Consider the following 16,140-nt stretch of genomic DNA (forward strand, 5'->3'; position numbering starts at 1 on the left):
CGGGGCAATTCACGTCTGCTCGCGAGTGAGGGGCTACGCCTCCGCGAAGTTCCGGGTGACGCCCGGGTCGACCAGGATGCCGGGTCCGGTCGTCGTCGAGACGACGATCTTCTTCAGGTAGCGGCCCTTGGACGCCGACGGCTTGGCGCGCAGGATCTCGTCGAGCGCGGCGCCGTAGTTCTCGGCCAGCGACTTCTCGTCGAAGGACGCCTTGCCGATGACGAAGTGCAGGTTGGCCTGCTTGTCGACGCGGAAGTTGATCTTGCCGCCCTTGATGTCCTGCACGGCCTTGGTGACGTCGGGGGTCACGGTGCCGGTCTTGGGGTTGGGCATCAGACCACGCGGGCCGAGCACGCGGGCGATGCGGCCGACCTTGGCCATCTGGTCGGGGGTGGCGATCGCCGCGTCGAAGTCGAGGAAGCCGCCCTGGATCTTCTCGATCAGGTCGTCACTGCCCACGACGTCGGCGCCGGCGGCGATGGCCTGCTCGGCCTTCTCGCCGACCGCGAACACTGCGACGCGGGCGGTCTTGCCGGTGCCGTGCGGCAGGTTGACGGTGCCGCGCACCATCTGGTCGGCCTTACGCGGGTCGACGCCCAAGCGGATGGCCACCTCGACGGTGGCGTCCTGCTTCTTCGACGACGTCTCCTTGGCCAGCTTCGCGGCCTCGATCGGCGAATACAGCTTGTCGCGGTCGATCTTCTCGGCGGCTTCGCGGTATGCCTTGCTGTTCTTGCTCATTGGGGTCTCCTTGTATCAGAGGTCGTGGTTCACGAGCCGATGCCAGCTCTCCCACGGTGTTGCACAACGTCGATTATTCGACGGTGATTCCCATCGACCGGGCGGTGCCGGCGATGATCTTGGCGGCCTGGTCGACGTCGTTGGCGTTGAGGTCGGCCTTCTTCGTCTCGGCGATCTCGCGCACCTGATCCCAGGTCACCTTGGCGACCTTGGTCTTGTGCGGCTCGGCCGAGCCCTTCTGTACGCCGGCGGCCTTGAGCAGCAGCTTGGCGGCGGGCGGGGTCTTCAGCGCGAACGTGAAGCTGCGGTCCTCGTAGACGGTGATCTCCACGGGGATGACGTTGCCGCGCTGGCTCTCCGTCGCGGCGTTGTACGCCTTGCAGAACTCCATGATGTTGACGCCGTGCTGGCCGAGCGCAGGACCGACGGGCGGGGCGGGGTTGGCCTGCCCGGCCTGGATCTGCAGCTTGATCAGCCCGGTGACCTTCTTCTTCGGGGGCATGACTGTGCTGTCCTTTTCTTCTTCTACTGTGTGGTTCTTAGATCTTGGCGACCTGGGTGAAGGTCAGTTCGACGGGTGTCTCGCGGCCGAAGATGGACACCAGCACCTTGAGCTTCTGCTGTTCGGCGTTGACCTCGCTGATCGACGCGGGCAGCGTCGCGAACGGGCCGTCCATCACGGTGACCGATTCGCCGACCTCGAAGTCGACCAGGATCTCGGGCCGCTCCATCGTGGCCTCCGACGAGGACGCACCCGCACCAGCGGTGGCCTTGCCGGGCTTCTTGGCCGCGGCGGGCGGCAGCAGGAACTTCACCACGTCGTTGAGCGACAGCGGCGAGGGCCGCGAGGTGGCGCCGACGAAGCCGGTGACGCCGGGGGTGTTGCGCACCGCGCCCCACGACTCGTCGTTGAGCTCCATCCGCACCAGGATGTAGCCCGGCAGCACCTTGCGGTTGACCTGCTTGCGCTGGCCGTTCTTGATCTCGGTGACCTCTTCGGTGGGCACCTCGACCTGGAAGATGTAGTCGCCGACGTCGAGGTTCTGCACGCGCGTCTCGAGGTTGGCCTTCACCTTGTTCTCGTAACCGGCGTAGGAGTGGATGACGTACCAGTCGCCCGGCTGCAGCCGAAGTTCCTTCTTCAGCGCGACGGCGGGGTCCTCGTCCTCCTCGGGCTCCGCGGCGGGAGCCTCTTCGGCGGCGGGGATCTCTTCGACGGTCGTGTCCTCTACAGCCTCGGCGGCGGTGGTCTGCTCGAGAGACTCAGCGGCCTCGTCTGCGATCACGGTCGCCGGGTCCGCAGCTTCGACGCGCGCCTCGGACACAGCCGAGGGCGTATCGCCTTCGAAGCTCGTCACGGTTGTCATTCCTCTCTCGTACTTCAGTTCTTCGTGCCGGCGCGCGGCCGGGTCAGTCGGCGCCGAACACCAGTCCGATCAGCCGGCCGAGGCCGTAGTCCGCGCCGGAGATCAACGCGACCATGAACACCAGGAAGACCAGCACCACCGAGGTGTAGCTGACCATCTGCTTGCGGTTGGGCCAGATGACCTTGCGCAGCTCGGCGACGACCTGCTTCAGGTAGTTCAGGACATACAGGAACGGGTTGCGTGAGCCGCCCGGTTCCTTCTTCTTCTTAACGATCTTCTTGCCGGGGCCGCCGCCGTCCTTGCTGTCGCCGGCGTCGGTCTCCGGAGCGGTGTCGGTGTCGTCGGCGTCGCCGACCACTCGCCGTGAACGCTTCCCGGTGGGCCGCAGCGGCCGGGTGGCCACCGCCGTCTGGCCGCGGGTGTCTGCGCTCTTCCCGTCGCCGGTACCGGCATCCGCGCCGTCGTCAGGGGAGCCGGCACTGTCGCGCTCGTCGCTCACCGCTCGCTCCTCTTGTCCGGGTTGTCATCGGGGTGCACACCTACCAGTGTCCACACTTGTCGAGTATTCAGTTGAGCAGGGGCGACAGGACTTGAACCTGCAACCTGCGGTTTTGGAGACCGCTGCTCTGCCAGTTGAGCTACGCCCCTTCAGGCGACGACAGGGTTGACGTCGTCATCACCGTCCTGACCTGCGGGGCTCACACAATTTGCGCGCTCCCCGTTCGGTCGATCTGATACCGACGGACAGCGCGCTGGACTGGGAAAACCCCGAAGTCCGAGTGTAGCGTGCCGCCGGTCGCACTGACTAATCCGCCGGGCCGCCGGAGTCGACCGCATCGGCGGTGCGAACCACCTGGCCGGTCTCCGGATCCCACTTCACCGAGATCGAGTTGTCGCCCTCGTGGCCCATCAGCGTGGTGAACGACTCCTGGACCACGGCGCCGGTGGGGTCGGTCAGCACGTTGCGGGTCGTGACGATGTCGGCGCCGAACCGCTCGTCCACCGACACGACGTAAAGCTTGCCGCGCAGCGCGTCGCCGGCCACGATCGGCCGGTGGAACAGGAACTTCTGGTCCACCTGGACGATCTGCATGGTCTCCATGCCGAGGTCGTTGTTCTGAAAGAAGTGCCGCTGGATCATCACCGCGAAGATCGACATGAAGGTCGGCGGCGCGATGAGCGCATCGTGGCCGAGTTCGGCGGCCGCGGCCTCATCGTGGGAGGCCGGGTCGTCGGCCTTCACGGCGCCTGCGTACTGCCGGATCTGTTCGCGGCCGACCACGAAGGTGTCCGGGTATTCCCAGATGACTCCGCGGATGTCCATCTTGAGTGCCATGGTCGCTCCCGCCTACGCCAGCGTCGCCGTGGCGATGGCGCGGCCGAAGATCTTCTTGCCGCCGGAGGTGGCCGAGAGTGCGATGGTCACCGACTTCGACTCGGGCTCAACGGATTTCACCCGACCGCTGAAGGTGATCTCGGCGCCCTTGCCGTCGTTGGGCACCGGCACCACGGCGGTGAAGCGGACGTTGTACTCCTTGACGGCCGCGGGGTCGCCGACCCACGAGGTGACGTAGCCGCCGCCGAGGCCCATCGTCAGCATGCCGTGCGCGATCGCGACGTCCAGGCCGACCTGCTTGGCGATCTCGTCGTCCCAGTGGATCGGGTTCAGGTCACCGGACACGCCCGCGTAGTTGACCAGGTCTCCGCGGGTCAGCGGGATCACCTTCTCCGGAAGCTGGTCGCCGACGCTGACCGAACTGAACTCACGCAGTGCCATTGCTGAAGCCACTCTCTCCGTCTTCTTCGCTACGCCCCGCCAGGGTGGTGTAGCACTCCTGAACGATGTCACCGTTGTCGTTGGTGATGATGTTCCTGGTGGTGATGATGTCGGTGCCGTGCGCCTTGCGGATCGAGTCGATGTAGACGTCACAGAACAGCGTGTCGCCGGCCATGATGGGCCTGACGAACTTGAGCACCTGGTCGACCTGGACGATCTGGGCGTCGGTGATGCCGATCCCCGCGGCGGCGAACATGGCCGACTGCGCCTGGTACCCGAACACCGAGATGAACGTCAGCGGCGCGGGCAGGGTGTCGTGCCCGAGGTCCGCGGCGGCCTTCTCGTCGAAGAAGGCGGGGTCCTCGTTCTTGACGGCGACGGCGTACTCGCGGATCTTCTCCCGACCGACGACGTAGCTGTCGGGATACCGGAAATGGGTCCCGACGTAGTCGTCCAAGAAAGACACGAGTATTGAACCTACCTACTGCGCCTCACCAATGACGAATTGGTGAGTCGGTCAGCGCGATTCCTTGTGTGCACGGTGGGTGCCACAGTTCGGGCAGAACTTCTTGATCTCCAGCCGATCGGGATCGTTGCGGCGGTTCTTCTTGGTGATGTAGTTGCGGTGCTTGCACACCTCGCAGGCCAAGGTGATCTTGGGCCGTACGTCGGTACTTGAGGCCACGTCCGTTGTCCTTCGTCTTCTCGTACTTGCTTGTAGCGGTGGGGGGGCTCGATCCCCCGACCTCACGATTATGAGTCGTGCGCTCTAACCAGCTGAGCTACACCGCCATCCGGCGAACCGGTCGACTGTTTGGCTCGCCCGGTGTCCACCGAGCCCCCTAACGGAATCGAACCGTTGACCTTTTCCTTACCATGGAAACGCTCTACCGACTGAGCTAAGGGGGCCTGTCCCCGGCAGTGAACAGTGTCGTGCCGCGGGCCTTAAAGAGAGTACAGTCTGGCCCCTGTCGCCGCCAAACCGCTGGTCACCGCCCGTCGGAAGGTCGGCTTCCCGGCCACCCTAATCTTGAGCGATGGGATCCGACCGGCTCTACTTCCGCCAGCTGCTGTCCGGGCGTGACTTCGCCGAGGGCGACATGATCGCGACACAGATGCGCAACTTCGCCTACCTGATCGGCGACCGGGAGACCGGTGACTGCGTGGTCGTCGACCCCGCGTATGCCGCCGGCGACCTGGTCGACGCGCTGGAGGCCGACGGCATGCACCTGTCCGGGGTGCTGGTCACCCATCACCACCCCGACCACGTCGGCGGCACGATGATGGGCTTCACGCTCAAGGGCCTTGCCGAACTGATGGAGCGGGTCAGCGTGCCGGTGCACGTCAACACCCACGAAGCGGACTGGGTCTCGCGCGTCACCGGCATCCCGATGTCGGACCTGACCGCACACGAGCACGGCGACAAGGTCGGCGTCGGGGCCATCGACATCGAACTGCTGCACACCCCGGGCCACACGCCGGGCAGCCAGTGCTTCCTGCTCGACGGCCGCCTGGTGGCCGGTGACACGCTGTTCCTCGACGGCTGCGGTCGCACCGACTTCCCCGGGGGCAACGTCGACGACATGTTCCGCAGCCTGCAGGCGCTGGCCGGGCTGTCCGGCGACCCGGTGGTGTTCCCCGGCCACTGGTACTCCGCGGAGGCCAGCGCGCCGCTGTCGGACGTCAAGCGGAGCAACTACGTCTACCGGGCGAGCGACCTCGACCAGTGGCACATGCTGATGGGCGGCTGACGGCCTCTGCCCGGCGTACCGCAGCGGTGCCTTCCACGATTCGGCAGCGAACTATGTGGAGCGCTCGCAAATGTTCGGTGCCGATGGCCGCTTTCTTGGCGCATCGGCGCCGATTTCGCGAATATTTCCGCGATTTGACGTCGATACCGTGGTCACGAGACTTGCCTTGTCAAGAATCCGTAGACGAAATCGAAGAAGTAGTGCAATACACGTGACACGGCGTGCTCGATCGGGGCAAACTTGTCGTCAGCAATGAAGACGCTAGGTCCGGGGGATCGACGTGAAGAACATCGTGCTGTGCTTCGACCACGCTCAGGAGCAGCTCCAACTGCGTGACGCCAGCAACGCCCGGGCGCTGTTCCGGCTGCTCGACGCGACGAGCGGGCAGCTCAACTGGTACCACCCGGGCACCGTCGCCGCGCCGGCGCGCATCGGCGAACGGATCAGCCCCCGGCAGCGGCGCCGCCACATCGTCGAGCAGGCCCGGGCAACCGTCGTGGAGGCCTACGAATTCCTGGCGGGCACCTACGAGCCGGGCGACGACATCTACCTCTTCGGCGCGGGTCGCGGCGCCTCGTGCGCCCGCGAACTGGTCCGGCTGCTGGGCGTGCTCGGTCTGCCCACCGATCACCACGATGATCTGCTCGACTACCTGCTGGCCGTATTCGCGCTGCCACGCACCCGACGCACGGGCGAGGACTGGCAGCGGGTGGGCGCGCTTGCCGCCGGGCTCGCCGGCGGGTCGGAGATCGCGGTGCCGGTGCGCTTCGTCGGACTCTTCGACATGGTCCGGGTGCCGGGGGTGGCGTCGACGACCGGCCCGCTGGCCAACGTGGCCGAGGGCAGGCACGCCGTTGCGATCGACGGCGGGCCGTTCGGCGAGCGCGTCGACTCCCCCGCGGTGGACGAGGTGTGGTTCCGCGGCGCGCACTGCGACGTCGCGGGCGTGCAGGGCGCCTGCTGGCCGCTGGCCGACATCGCGCTCGACTGGGTGCTCGACGGCGCCGTGCACGCCGGACTGGCGGTCCGGGACGGCGGGCGAAACCGGGTCCCTGCACCGTGCGTCGCCGATCCCCTTGCGGGCAGCGCCCACATGCTCTCGCTGCGCCGGGTGCCGCTCGACGCGGCCGTGCACGCAAGCGTCGAGGTCTACCTGCGGTCGCATCCGCAGTACTGGCGCCGCCTGCCCGCACGCTTCGGCTGGGCCGACCGCGAGTGGCTGGCGCGCGGCGAACGACTCGTGCCGACGGCGGCACCGGCCGCCACACCGGCGGAGGCCACGGCGTCGCAGCCGGTCGACGCCGAACTCCTCACTGCCTGAGCCGAACGAGGCGACGGCCGCCGGCTCGCCGAACCTCACATCCTGGCGTGCACCGGGGTAACGTGATCATGACGTTCGGACGTCATCCAGCAACGGTCTGGCCGGTTGCTGTGTTCGCGGCAGCGAAGCGGTAGGGTCCGGGGCGTCTATGACGAACACCTGGGGGCACGGTGGAATGGATTGAGAACCGCTGGCGGGACCTCACCGGTCTCGGGTCCGCGGGCTGGCTGACGATCGCCGCGTGGGCCGCACTGGTGCTCGGCGTCGCCGCGCTGGTCTACCTGCACCGCCAGCTCCGGCAATTCCATCAGCGCAAAGCTGACCAGGTCAGGCCCCATGTCGCGGTGTTCATGGAACAGCACCCCGCCGACTGGCACATCATCGAACTGGTGGTGCGCAACTTCGGTCAGACCGCCGCGCACGACGTCCGGTTCTCCTTCACCCACCCGCCGACCGTCGCGAAGTACGAGGAACGCTACGACGAATCGCTGCCGGAAATCGTCGAACTCCAGCTGCCCAGCGAACTGACGGTTCTCGCGCCGGGCCAGGAATGGCGAACGGTGTGGGACTCGGCGCGCGACCGGGCGGAGTTCGGCGGCTCGATTCGCTCCCGATTCGACGGTGTGGTCACCTACCACGACCGCGCACGGCCGGAGGGCTCCGACAAGGGTCGCGCCTGGCGCCGCAGGCGCGAATTCCAGAACCGGGTGGTGCTGGACTGGGCGACGCTGCAGCCGGTGCCGCGGCTGGAACTGATGACGACGCACGACCTGGCCCGCCAGGAACGGCAGAAGCTCGAACTGCTGCGCAGCGTGCTCAATTACCTGCACTACGCGTCGAAGGAGACCCGGGCCGACGTGCTGCGCGCCGAGATCGAGCGCGTCAACGGCGCCGCGCAGGAGAACCAGGACCGGTGGCGCAACAAGCAACTCGACGAGACCACGGTGCTGGACTTCCCGTGGATCGACCGGGACGGCGCGGCAGTACACGACCGAACACATGTGAACGACGCGGCACACCACGACGGGACGCCGGCGCATGACGGCGTGATGGTGCCCGCGCGTGATGCGGCCGGTCGCCACCACCGCAACGGCGGTTGAGCCGGCTACTTCCAGACGGCGCCGATGCCGACTTCCCACAGGCTCAGCGCGGGCACTCCGCGCCGGTTGCGTGGATTGCGGCGCTTGGTCGTCTCGCGCTCGGTCGGCTCGGCCTGACTGCGCTTCCGGTGTGTTCGCATGCTCACAGACGCTATGACCGCGAGCGTCGACCGCTCACGCGTAACGAGCTACCCCACCGCGGACAGGGCCGCCCTCGCGTTTCGTAACATCGTTACGTAACATGGTTCCGATGACTACCGTGAACTACGACCTCAGCGATTCGGTGTCGACGATCGTCATGGACGACGGCAAGGCGAATGTGCTGTCTCCGGCGATGCAGCAGAATCTGAACGAGGCGTTCGACCGCGCCGAGCAGGACGACTCGAAGGCCGTCGTGCTCGCAGGCAACCAGAAGCTGTTCAGCGGCGGCTTCGACCTCGCCGTGTTCGCCTCCGGCGACGCGCAGGCGGCGCTGGACATGCTGGCCGGTGGCTTCGAATTGGCACTGCGCTGCCTCACCTTCCCCAAGCCGGTGATCATGGCGGCGACCGGGCCTGCCATCGCGATGGGCTCGTTCCTGCTGCTGTCCGGCGACCACCGGATCGGATCGCCACGCACGCGGTGCCAGGCCAACGAGGTGGCGATCGGCATGGTCCTGCCGATCGCCGCGATCGAACTGATGCGTCTGCGGTTGACCCGCGCGGCCTTCCAGCGTGGCATCTCGATGGCCGCGACCTTCGCGGGCGACGCGGCGATCGCCGGCGGCTGGCTCGACGAGATCGTCGAACAGGACCAGGTGCTGCCCCGCGCGCGGGAGGTCGCGACCGAGGCGGCGGCGACGCTGCACCTCAAGGCCCACCTGGCCAGCAAGCTCAAGGCCCGCGAGGACGCGCTCGCCGCGGTCCGGGCCGGTATCGACGGGTTGGCCGCCGAGTTCGGCGGGTGAGCCGTGCCGAGGGCGAAGCAGCGCACGCCCGAACTGCGTGAGCACCTGCTGGCGGTCGCCGTCGCGACCCTGAACGAGGAGGGCTTCACGCGGTTCACCACCCGCCGCGTCGCCGAACGCGCAGGCACGTCGGTGCCCGCGGTGTACGAACTCTTCACGGACAAGGCGGGACTCGTCCGGGCGATGTTCTTCGAGGGCTTCCGCGTACTGGGCGCCGAGCTGGCGAAGGTCCCGTCGAGCGTCGAACCACTGGCCGACATCGAGCGGCTGGTGCCGGTGTTCCGGCTGTTCTGCCGGGCCTATCCGCGGCTGGCGCAGGTGATGTTCTCCCGGCCGATCGCCGACTTCGAACCCGGGCCCGACGAACTCGCCGCGGGTGCGTCGGTGCGCCACGAGTTCATCGGCCGGATCCAGCGGGCGGTCGACGCCGGTCTGCTCGCCGGCGACCCGACCGACATCGCGCACGTGCTGCTCGCGCTCGCGCAGGGTCTCGCCGTCCAGGAGGCCGGCCGGTGGCTCGGCCCGGCGCCGTCGATCGAACGGCGGTGGCGGCTCGGGGTGCGCTCCCTGCTGGCCGGCTTCGCGACGTAGCCCAACGCTCGCGCGGGGCGTCAGTCGTCGAGGTTCACCCGGATGAGCACCCGCCGGGTGTGACCGCGCCGGATCAGCCGCTCGATCGCTGTCACGACGCGGTGCCCGAGCCCGTACTTGCGACGGAACAGGTCTTCGACGCGCCGAACCTCGCCGGCGTCCTCGATCACCTCACCGCGTCCGGCGACGGCCTGCTCGCCCGGACTGACCTTGCCGCTACGGCTGCAGGCCGCCATGGTGACGCGGGCATCGCGGCCGACCCGCTTGACCTTCCACGAGTCGGCAGGGGTCCAGAACACCAGCGCCCCGCCGTCCGAAACGAGCCACAGCGGTGTCGCCACCGCGTCGCCGTTGCGCTTGAACGTCGTCAGCGAGACGAACTTCTCCGCGCCGAGGCGGTCGAGGTGTGGTGCCATGGCGGCCATCGTAGGTGCGCCGTGTGCGGCTTCCCTGCCGTCGATACTGCGCGCAGGGTCGTCAGGCGCGCGGCTTCACAGCCCTACGCGCAGTCTCGCGCCCGGTCAGGCGGCGTGCCGGTGGTCGGCGTCGGCGTGGTTCGACAGCCAGTGCCGCTCGACGCGCAGCACCCGGCGATGCTCGAGCGCGATGAGTCCACCACCGGCCGTCACCACCGCACCCGTGACGAGGGCGAGCGGCAGCACCCACTGGGTGTTGCCGTAGGCGGCCGACGCCACGATCGCCGCCAGGCCGACGACGCCGAAAGCGATGAGCACCAGTCCGGGGAACCAGAGGGTGTCGATCATGGATTCGCCGGCATGGGGCTGACAGGTACGGGAATGATCCGCGGGATCCTGATGCGCATTTTTCATCGCATCTCCCTTCCAGAGGTGTGATCCAGGTTACACCCGTATTCGGTGGAGCCGGACGATCGCGGCACACGCTGACCATTGGAAACCCGGCTGACATGATGAACCCGTGACCGACATCCGCGGCCGGTTGTGGCGGGAGGGGAAACCGCAGGACGGTTTCGAGTTCTCCAGCCTCTCGGACTACCTCGCCGACGAGGACATGTTGGTGTGGGCGGACATCTACGACCCCGACCACGACGACCTCACCAATCTGGCCACCGAGCTCGGACTGAACACCTGGGCGGTGGAGGACGCCGTCGCCGAAGCCGAGCGCACCAAGGCCAACGTCTACCCCAGCCACACTTTCTTCACGGTGTACGCGGTGTCGTGCACCGAGCCGGCCGACGAGAGCGCCTCGACACTGCAGACCCACCGCATCTCGGGTTTCGTGCTGCCCCGCGCGATGATCACCGTTCGGCTGTCCCCCGAGATCGACATCGACGCCGTCTCACAGCGGTTCGACGAGCTCGGCGGACAGCAGCACGGCGTCGGCGCGCTGGTGCACGGACTGCTCGACGTCGTCGTCGACGGGCACTTCGCCGCGGTGCAGTCGCTCGACGACGGCATCGAATCCCTCGAGGACGAGCTGTTCGACGAGGACGGGCCGCGCCGCGGACTGCAGCGGCGGTCGTTCCGGCTGCGCAAGGACCTGGTGGAGCTGCGCCGCGTCGTGCTGCCCATGCGCGAGGTCGTCAACTCGATCCAGCATCGCAGGCTCGACGCGAAGACCAGCCCCGAACTCGACCCGCTCTACGCCGACCTCTACGACCACGTGCTGCGGGTGTCGGAGTGGACGGAGTCGTTGCGCGACATGGTCACCACGGTGTTCGAGACGAACCTGAGCCTGCAGGACGCCCGCCTCAACACGGTGATGAAGAAGCTGACCGGCTGGGCGGCGATCATCGCGGTGCCGACCGCCATCACCGGCTTCTACGGGCAGAACGTGCACTATCCGGGTATCGAGACGGTGCAGGGATTCATCGTCAGTTCGGCGTCCATCGTGCTGCTGGTGGGCCTGCTGTACCTGATGTTCAAGCGGCGGGACTGGTTGTAGTCCACTACCCGTCGATGTGGGCGTGGGCACGGACCAGCCCGGCGGCCTGCCGGAAGTCGTCGTCCGCGTTGAGGCTCAGCACGCCGACCGCCTCGCCGCCGGACTCGTACCAGACGGTGAACCCGTCACGGTGGTCGACCAGCCGGCTGTGCTCGTAGCCGGTCCCCCACCCGCGGTACTTCAGCGTGGAACCACCGATGGTGCAAGAGAATTCGGGCACGTCGTGCCACGAGCGGGGGTGACCGGCAGCGGTCTCACCGGCGATCACACCCTGCCGGGCGGCGTCGCGCCAGTGTTCGGCGGCGACGTGCCTGCGGGCGTCGATGTTGTAGGCGAGCGCGACGTCGCCTGCGGCGTACACGCCCGACGCCGAGGTGTGCATGTGCTCGTCGGTGACGATCCGGCCGGATTCGGTGCGCAGGCCCGCCTCGACGGCAAGGCTGATGTCGGGGCGCACCCCGGTGGCGGCGACCACGACGTCGCCGTCGACGGCCTCACCGGTCTCCAGCGTGACGCCGCGGTCGTCGATCTCGGCCACCTCGGCGGAGCCGATGAAGCGAACGCCGTTGTCGGACAGGATCTTCGCGACGCGTTCGCCGGCGTCCAGGCCGAACCGACGCAACAGCGGCACCGGCTCACCGGCGACGAGTGTGGTGGCGATGCCGTCGCTCGCCAGGCAGGCCGCGGCCTCGCAGCCGATCAGCCCACCGCCGATCACCACCGCCGATGTCGCGCTCAGTGCCGCCATCCGCAGCGCCACGGCGTCGGCGAACGACCGCAGATGCAGGGCGAAGCGGGCACCGGGCACGTCGAGCGGCACCGGCCTCGAGCCGCAGGCCAGGACGCAGTGCCAGTAGGGATAGCGCCGGCCACCGCGGGTGATCACCTCGCGGTTGGCGACGTCGAGACGCTCTACGGCAATGCCGAGCACCAGGTTCAGATCGTGGCGGGCGAACCAGTCGGCCGACCGCAGGTCGACGTCCGAGCGGCGGCCGCAGAGGAATTCCTTGCTCAGCGGCGGCTTCTCGTAGGGCATCGCCGGGTCGGCGGCGAGGATGGTGACGGGCACGCGGGGATGGCGGGCGCGGAAGGCCGAGGCGGCGTTCAGTCCGGCCGGACCACTGCCGACGGCGATCAACCCTGATGCCCCCATCCTGCCGGAGTACCACGCGCCGCACTTTGCTACGCATCGAGTTCCGCGATCGTCATTTTTCGGTACGCGGCCGCCGGGGTTCGGGTAGCCGACTACTCGCGACACTGCGTGGACCCGGAACGACACTGGCGCGATGAAGATGATGTTCGCCATGCCGCACGCGATGGAGCTGCTGGCGCTCACACAGCCGTGGGAGTTCGCGGTCACCGGTGCCGACCAGGCGCGCATGGCACGCTGCGCCGAGGAGCTGGGCTTCGACATGATCGCCGTCCCGGAGCACTTCCTGATCCCCCGTGCGCACGTCGAGCTGTCGGGCGCGCACTACCTGCACTCGACCGTGGCGCAGGCGTTCTTCGCAGGCGCCACCACGACGATCCGGCTCAATTCGGCCGCCACCCTGCTGCCGCTGCAGCATCCGGCGGTCATGGCCAAGGCCATCGCGACGGCGGACTGGCTCAGCGGCGGCAGGATGTCGGTGACCTTCGGGGTCGGCTGGCTGAAGGAGGAGTTCGACCTCCTGGGGGTGCCGTTCCACGAACGCGGACAGATGGCAGACGAGTACCTCGCGGCGATCATCGAACTGTGGACGCAGGAGTCGCCCACCTTCGCGGGCCGCTACGTGTCCTTCGACGATGTCGCGTTCGAGCCGAAGCCGATTCAGCGCCCGCACCCGCCGGTCTCGATCGGCGGCGACGCTGATGCCGCGCTGAAGCGGGCGGCCCGCTTCGCCTCGGGCTGGCTGCCGTTCCTCACCCAGCCGGCGGACTTCCCCGCGCGGATCGACCTGATCAAGTCGCAGCCCACCTACGACGGCAGGCCGTTCGAGGTGGCCTACGGGATCGGGACGTCGCTGATCGGCGAGGGCCATGAGGTCGTCGACGATCCCGGCGGCCGGCCGGGCATGACCGCCGCGCAGCTCGTCGACCAGTTCGGCCATCTGCACGAGCAGGGCGTCACGATGGCAGGCGTGAGCGTGCCGGACGTGGGCTCGGTCGACGCGTACCTGGACTACTGCCGGTGGCTGATGGAAGAGGTCGCGCCGCAGGTGCCGTGACCCTGCCGGGCGCCGCCCCGGCCGTCTCCGATAAATATGTATGTGCTATGCATATTTAATGGCTCAGTCGCGATACGACCACCTCGACGAGCTGTTGACGCGCATCCACGTGGTTCGCCAACGGCCGGAATGGCGCCGCCTGCTGCTCAGCGACGCCGACCCGGTGTCGGTGTCGAGCCTGCGGGTGCTGCGCGCCGTCGAACAGCGCGACCTGGCGGGTCAGCCCGCCTCGATCGGCGACATCGCCGACTACCTGGCCGTCGAGCACTCTACCGCCAGTCGCACCGTCGCATCCGTCGTCGCCGCCGGCCTGCTGACGAAAGCCGTTGCAGCCGAGGATCAACGCCGCACGTCACTGGCGCTGACCGACGTCGGCCGCAAGGCCCTCGCCCAGGTCACCGACCGCAGGCGCGAGCTGGTCACCGACGTCATCGCGCACTGGCCCGAGAACGACGTCGACGCGCTGGTGCAGCTCCTGGATCGGCTCGCCGTCGACTTCGAGGGCCGGGTGCGCCGATGACGGCCGAGGCCACCGCCGCCGCTCCGCCGCAGCCGCGCCGCGCCCTGCGGCTGATGTTCGACCCGACGTTCGGGACGCTGTTCTGGGGCAAGATGTTCGCCGTCGTCGCCGTGTACATCCACGGGATGGTGTCGGCCATCGTCATCTATCAGGCGACCGGATCGGCACTGATGGTCGGCCTTGTCGGCGTCGTGCAGTTCGGACCGCAGCTCATCCTGAGCCCGACCAGCGGCAAGTGGGCCGACCTGGGTGATCCGGCGAAGCAGATCCTGTGGGGCCGGGTGATGTGTGTGCTCGGTTCCGGGTCGACGGCCCTCTGGTACGCGCTGGATCCCGAGCTGACGGGTAACGCCGCCGCGGTGCCGATCCTGGCGGGCACCCTGCTGGTGGGCATCGGATTCGTGATCGGCGGGCCCGCCATGCAGTCGATCGTGCCGAGGCTCATCCGCGAGGGCGAACTGTCCACCGCGATGGCGCTGAACAGTTTCCCGATGACGGTGGGCCGGGTGTTCGGGCCGGTCTTCGGCGCGTACCTGGCGGCGCATCTCGGCGCGGCGACGGGCTTCGCGGTCAGCGCGGGACTGCACGTCGTCTTCGCGTTGTTCCTGCTCGTGGTGCACTTCCCGGCACCGCCGAAGCGGCTGGCGGGCACCGACTACCGGGTGCGCGCGGCGGTGAAGTACGTGTGGCGGGACCGCCCGCTGTTCCTCGCCCTGGTGGCCGTGGCGGCCGTCGGATTCGCCGCTGATCCGTCCATCACGCTGACGCCGTCGCTGGCCGCCGAACTCGACGGCGGCACGCAACTCGTCGGGCTGCTGTCGGCGGCCTTCGGGGTCGGCGCGGCGGTCGGGATGGCGGTGCTGGCGATCCTGCAGAACCGCGTCGCGTCGGCGCCCGTGTCGTCGCTCGGCCTCTGGCTGATGGCGGCGGGTACCGCCATGCTCGCGGTCGAGGTCAACACGGCCGTCGCCCTGGCCGGATTCACGATCGCGGGAATCGGTTTCGGGTGCGCGATGACGGGGCTGAGCACAGTGGTGCAGGAACGCGCCCCCGAGGAACTGCGCGGCCGGATCATGGCGCTCTGGCTCGTCGGGTTCATCGGTTCACGCCCGCTGGCCGCGGCGCTGCTCGGCGGGACCGCCGACGGCGCGAACGTCTACGTGGCGTTCGCCGTCGCCGCCGTGGTGACCGCGGTCGTTGCGCTGCTGTGCCGGCCGAAGGCCCTGAGCGGGCCGCTGCCCGGGCTCTGATCTCAGACCGTCGCCGCGACGGGCGGGCCGATCTCCTCGCCGAGGTCGTGCACCACCCGAGCGAGTTCGTCGACCAGCCAGCTGTCGCTGCGCTTGCGGTAGACCTCGAGCAGCGAGCGGTAGTACCAGAGGTGGTCCTGCGGATCGGCGGTGCTGAACCGGTTCCACAGTGCCGGACCGTGCCTGCGGAGGTCGCGCAGGATGGCCCGGGCGTTCTCGAGTTTGTCGGCGACCGACACCAGGACGGTCGAGTCCTTCGCCGCGCCGAGGTGGGCGAGGTAGTCCTCTTTGCGCTGTCGCCAGGGCGGTTTCGGCTCGACCATGGCGTCGCTGCACTCCTCGACGATGTCGGCCACGTCGGCGCCGAACCGGTCGCGGATGTCGGCGAGGGTGGCCTCGCCGCCCTGATCTTCGGCGGCGTCGTGCAGCAGCGCGGCGATGGCCTCGGTCTCGGTGCCGCCCGCCTCGATGACCAGGCTCGCGACGGAGAGCAGATGGCCGACGTACGGCACGTCCCCGCCCTTGCGGACCTGCCTGCGGTGCAGGTCGCTCGCGTATCGGAGCGCCTCGTCGAACTTCGTCGTCAGCTTCGGTGTCGTCGTCTCTTCCGGCATCACGTCCTCTTTTCACTCGTACCTGTCACACC

General features: G+C 68.3%; 22 protein-coding genes and 3 tRNA genes. 9 read left to right on the plus strand and 16 right to left on the minus strand.

Annotated elements, in window-relative coordinates; genetic code table 11:
* Positions 1-33: 33 nt before the first annotated feature.
* The 11 genes from rplA to ACPCHZ_RS14040 form a co-directional block, all read right to left on the minus strand.
* Positions 34-741, minus strand: a complete 708-nt coding sequence (gene rplA, locus ACPCHZ_RS13990; protein ID WP_364972906.1) for a 50S ribosomal protein L1 — start codon at positions 739-741, stop codon at positions 34-36.
* A 73-nt stretch (positions 742-814) separates the two neighbouring features.
* On the minus strand, positions 815-1,243 hold the full coding sequence (gene rplK, locus ACPCHZ_RS13995) for a 50S ribosomal protein L11 (protein ID WP_264011688.1): 429 nt from the start codon (positions 1,241-1,243) through the stop codon (positions 815-817).
* 37 nt (positions 1,244-1,280) lie between these two features.
* Positions 1,281-2,024, minus strand: a complete 744-nt coding sequence (nusG, locus tag ACPCHZ_RS14000) for a transcription termination/antitermination protein NusG (protein ID WP_423485388.1) — start codon at positions 2,022-2,024, stop codon at positions 1,281-1,283.
* A 127-nt stretch (positions 2,025-2,151) separates the two neighbouring features.
* Positions 2,152-2,607, minus strand: a complete 456-nt coding sequence (gene secE, locus ACPCHZ_RS14005; RefSeq protein ID WP_423485256.1) for a preprotein translocase subunit SecE — start codon at positions 2,605-2,607, stop codon at positions 2,152-2,154.
* 76 nt (positions 2,608-2,683) lie between these two features.
* Positions 2,684-2,756: transfer RNA gene (locus ACPCHZ_RS14010), tRNA-Trp, on the minus strand.
* A gap of 157 nt (positions 2,757-2,913) precedes the next feature.
* Entirely contained in the window at positions 2,914-3,444 is a 531-nt protein-coding gene (hadC, locus tag ACPCHZ_RS14015; protein ID WP_423485257.1) for a (3R)-hydroxyacyl-ACP dehydratase subunit HadC, read from the minus strand.
* Positions 3,445-3,456: 12 nt separating this feature from the next.
* Positions 3,457-3,885, minus strand: a complete 429-nt coding sequence (gene hadB, locus ACPCHZ_RS14020; protein ID WP_264011691.1) for a (3R)-hydroxyacyl-ACP dehydratase subunit HadB — start codon at positions 3,883-3,885, stop codon at positions 3,457-3,459.
* Positions 3,872-4,351 (minus strand): (3R)-hydroxyacyl-ACP dehydratase subunit HadA, encoded by a 480-nt coding sequence (hadA, locus tag ACPCHZ_RS14025; RefSeq protein WP_423485258.1) that lies wholly within the window; start codon positions 4,349-4,351, stop codon positions 3,872-3,874. The genes hadB and hadA overlap by 14 nt, the downstream gene beginning before the upstream one ends.
* A 51-nt stretch (positions 4,352-4,402) precedes the next feature.
* Positions 4,403-4,570: a 50S ribosomal protein L33 gene (rpmG, locus tag ACPCHZ_RS14030; RefSeq protein WP_163733413.1), complete on the minus strand. Its 168-nt coding sequence runs from the start codon at positions 4,568-4,570 to the stop codon at positions 4,403-4,405.
* 33 nt (positions 4,571-4,603) lie between these two features.
* Positions 4,604-4,677, minus strand: a tRNA-Met gene (locus tag ACPCHZ_RS14035).
* A 44-nt stretch (positions 4,678-4,721) separates the two neighbouring features.
* Positions 4,722-4,794, minus strand: a tRNA-Thr gene (locus ACPCHZ_RS14040).
* A 128-nt stretch (positions 4,795-4,922) separates the two neighbouring features.
* On the opposite strand from ACPCHZ_RS14040, the gene ACPCHZ_RS14045 reads away from it, so the two are divergent.
* From ACPCHZ_RS14045 to ACPCHZ_RS14055, 3 genes are all read left to right on the plus strand, one after another.
* The gene (locus ACPCHZ_RS14045; protein ID WP_423485259.1) at positions 4,923-5,636 is read left to right on the plus strand and encodes an MBL fold metallo-hydrolase; all 714 of its coding nucleotides are present in this window, start codon (positions 4,923-4,925) and stop codon (positions 5,634-5,636) included.
* 280 nt (positions 5,637-5,916) lie between these two features.
* Complete coding sequence (locus ACPCHZ_RS14050; RefSeq protein ID WP_423485260.1) at positions 5,917-6,957, plus strand: phospholipase effector Tle1 domain-containing protein; 1,041 nt, start codon at positions 5,917-5,919, stop codon at positions 6,955-6,957.
* 170 nt (positions 6,958-7,127) lie between these two features.
* Positions 7,128-8,057: a hypothetical protein gene (locus ACPCHZ_RS14055; protein WP_423485261.1), complete on the plus strand. Its 930-nt coding sequence runs from the start codon at positions 7,128-7,130 to the stop codon at positions 8,055-8,057.
* A gap of 5 nt (positions 8,058-8,062) precedes the next feature.
* On the opposite strand, the gene ACPCHZ_RS14060 is transcribed toward ACPCHZ_RS14055, so the two are convergent.
* Positions 8,063-8,197: a hypothetical protein gene (locus tag ACPCHZ_RS14060; protein WP_364972924.1), complete on the minus strand. Its 135-nt coding sequence runs from the start codon at positions 8,195-8,197 to the stop codon at positions 8,063-8,065.
* Between the two features lie 110 nt (positions 8,198-8,307).
* Between ACPCHZ_RS14060 and ACPCHZ_RS14065 the strand changes: the two genes are divergently transcribed.
* A complete protein-coding gene (locus ACPCHZ_RS14065) occupies positions 8,308-9,003 on the plus strand; it encodes a crotonase/enoyl-CoA hydratase family protein (protein WP_423485262.1) in 696 nt (231 codons plus the stop codon).
* A 3-nt stretch (positions 9,004-9,006) separates the two neighbouring features.
* Entirely contained in the window at positions 9,007-9,594 is a 588-nt protein-coding gene (locus ACPCHZ_RS14070) for a TetR/AcrR family transcriptional regulator (protein ID WP_423485263.1), read from the plus strand.
* A gap of 20 nt (positions 9,595-9,614) precedes the next feature.
* Here ACPCHZ_RS14070 and ACPCHZ_RS14075 read toward each other — a convergent pair whose 3' ends face one another.
* Positions 9,615-10,010: a PPOX class F420-dependent oxidoreductase gene (locus ACPCHZ_RS14075; RefSeq protein WP_423485264.1), complete on the minus strand. Its 396-nt coding sequence runs from the start codon at positions 10,008-10,010 to the stop codon at positions 9,615-9,617.
* A 105-nt stretch (positions 10,011-10,115) separates the two neighbouring features.
* Complete coding sequence (gene usfY, locus ACPCHZ_RS14080; RefSeq protein WP_364972935.1) at positions 10,116-10,424, minus strand: protein UsfY; 309 nt, start codon at positions 10,422-10,424, stop codon at positions 10,116-10,118.
* Positions 10,425-10,530: 106 nt separating this feature from the next.
* Here usfY and ACPCHZ_RS14085 point away from each other — a divergent pair, with 106 nt between their 5' ends.
* Entirely contained in the window at positions 10,531-11,517 is a 987-nt protein-coding gene (locus ACPCHZ_RS14085; RefSeq protein WP_423485265.1) for a magnesium transporter CorA family protein, read from the plus strand.
* 4 nt (positions 11,518-11,521) lie between these two features.
* On the opposite strand, the gene ACPCHZ_RS14090 is transcribed toward ACPCHZ_RS14085, so the two are convergent.
* Complete coding sequence (locus ACPCHZ_RS14090) at positions 11,522-12,670, minus strand: NAD(P)/FAD-dependent oxidoreductase (RefSeq protein ID WP_423485266.1); 1,149 nt, start codon at positions 12,668-12,670, stop codon at positions 11,522-11,524.
* Positions 12,671-12,803: 133 nt separating this feature from the next.
* Between ACPCHZ_RS14090 and ACPCHZ_RS14095 the strand changes: the two genes are divergently transcribed.
* Genes ACPCHZ_RS14095 through ACPCHZ_RS14105 form a run of 3 tightly spaced genes read left to right on the plus strand, consistent with a single transcriptional unit; the run spans position 12,804 to position 15,494 of the window.
* The gene (locus tag ACPCHZ_RS14095) at positions 12,804-13,724 is read left to right on the plus strand and encodes a TIGR03619 family F420-dependent LLM class oxidoreductase (RefSeq protein ID WP_423485267.1); all 921 of its coding nucleotides are present in this window, start codon (positions 12,804-12,806) and stop codon (positions 13,722-13,724) included.
* A 40-nt stretch (positions 13,725-13,764) separates the two neighbouring features.
* Complete coding sequence (locus ACPCHZ_RS14100) at positions 13,765-14,244, plus strand: MarR family winged helix-turn-helix transcriptional regulator (RefSeq protein ID WP_423485268.1); 480 nt, start codon at positions 13,765-13,767, stop codon at positions 14,242-14,244.
* On the plus strand, positions 14,241-15,494 hold the full coding sequence (locus ACPCHZ_RS14105; protein WP_423485269.1) for an MFS transporter: 1,254 nt from the start codon (positions 14,241-14,243) through the stop codon (positions 15,492-15,494). The genes ACPCHZ_RS14100 and ACPCHZ_RS14105 overlap by 4 nt, the downstream gene beginning before the upstream one ends.
* Before the next feature lie 2 nt (positions 15,495-15,496).
* On the opposite strand, the gene ACPCHZ_RS14110 is transcribed toward ACPCHZ_RS14105, so the two are convergent.
* Positions 15,497-16,108 (minus strand): HD domain-containing protein, encoded by a 612-nt coding sequence (locus tag ACPCHZ_RS14110; protein WP_423485270.1) that lies wholly within the window; start codon positions 16,106-16,108, stop codon positions 15,497-15,499.
* Between the last annotated feature and the right edge of the window lie 32 nt (positions 16,109-16,140).

It is taken from the genome of Mycobacterium sp. NPDC050041, assembly GCF_049541695.1.
Taxonomy (GTDB): domain Bacteria; phylum Actinomycetota; class Actinomycetes; order Mycobacteriales; family Mycobacteriaceae; genus Mycobacterium.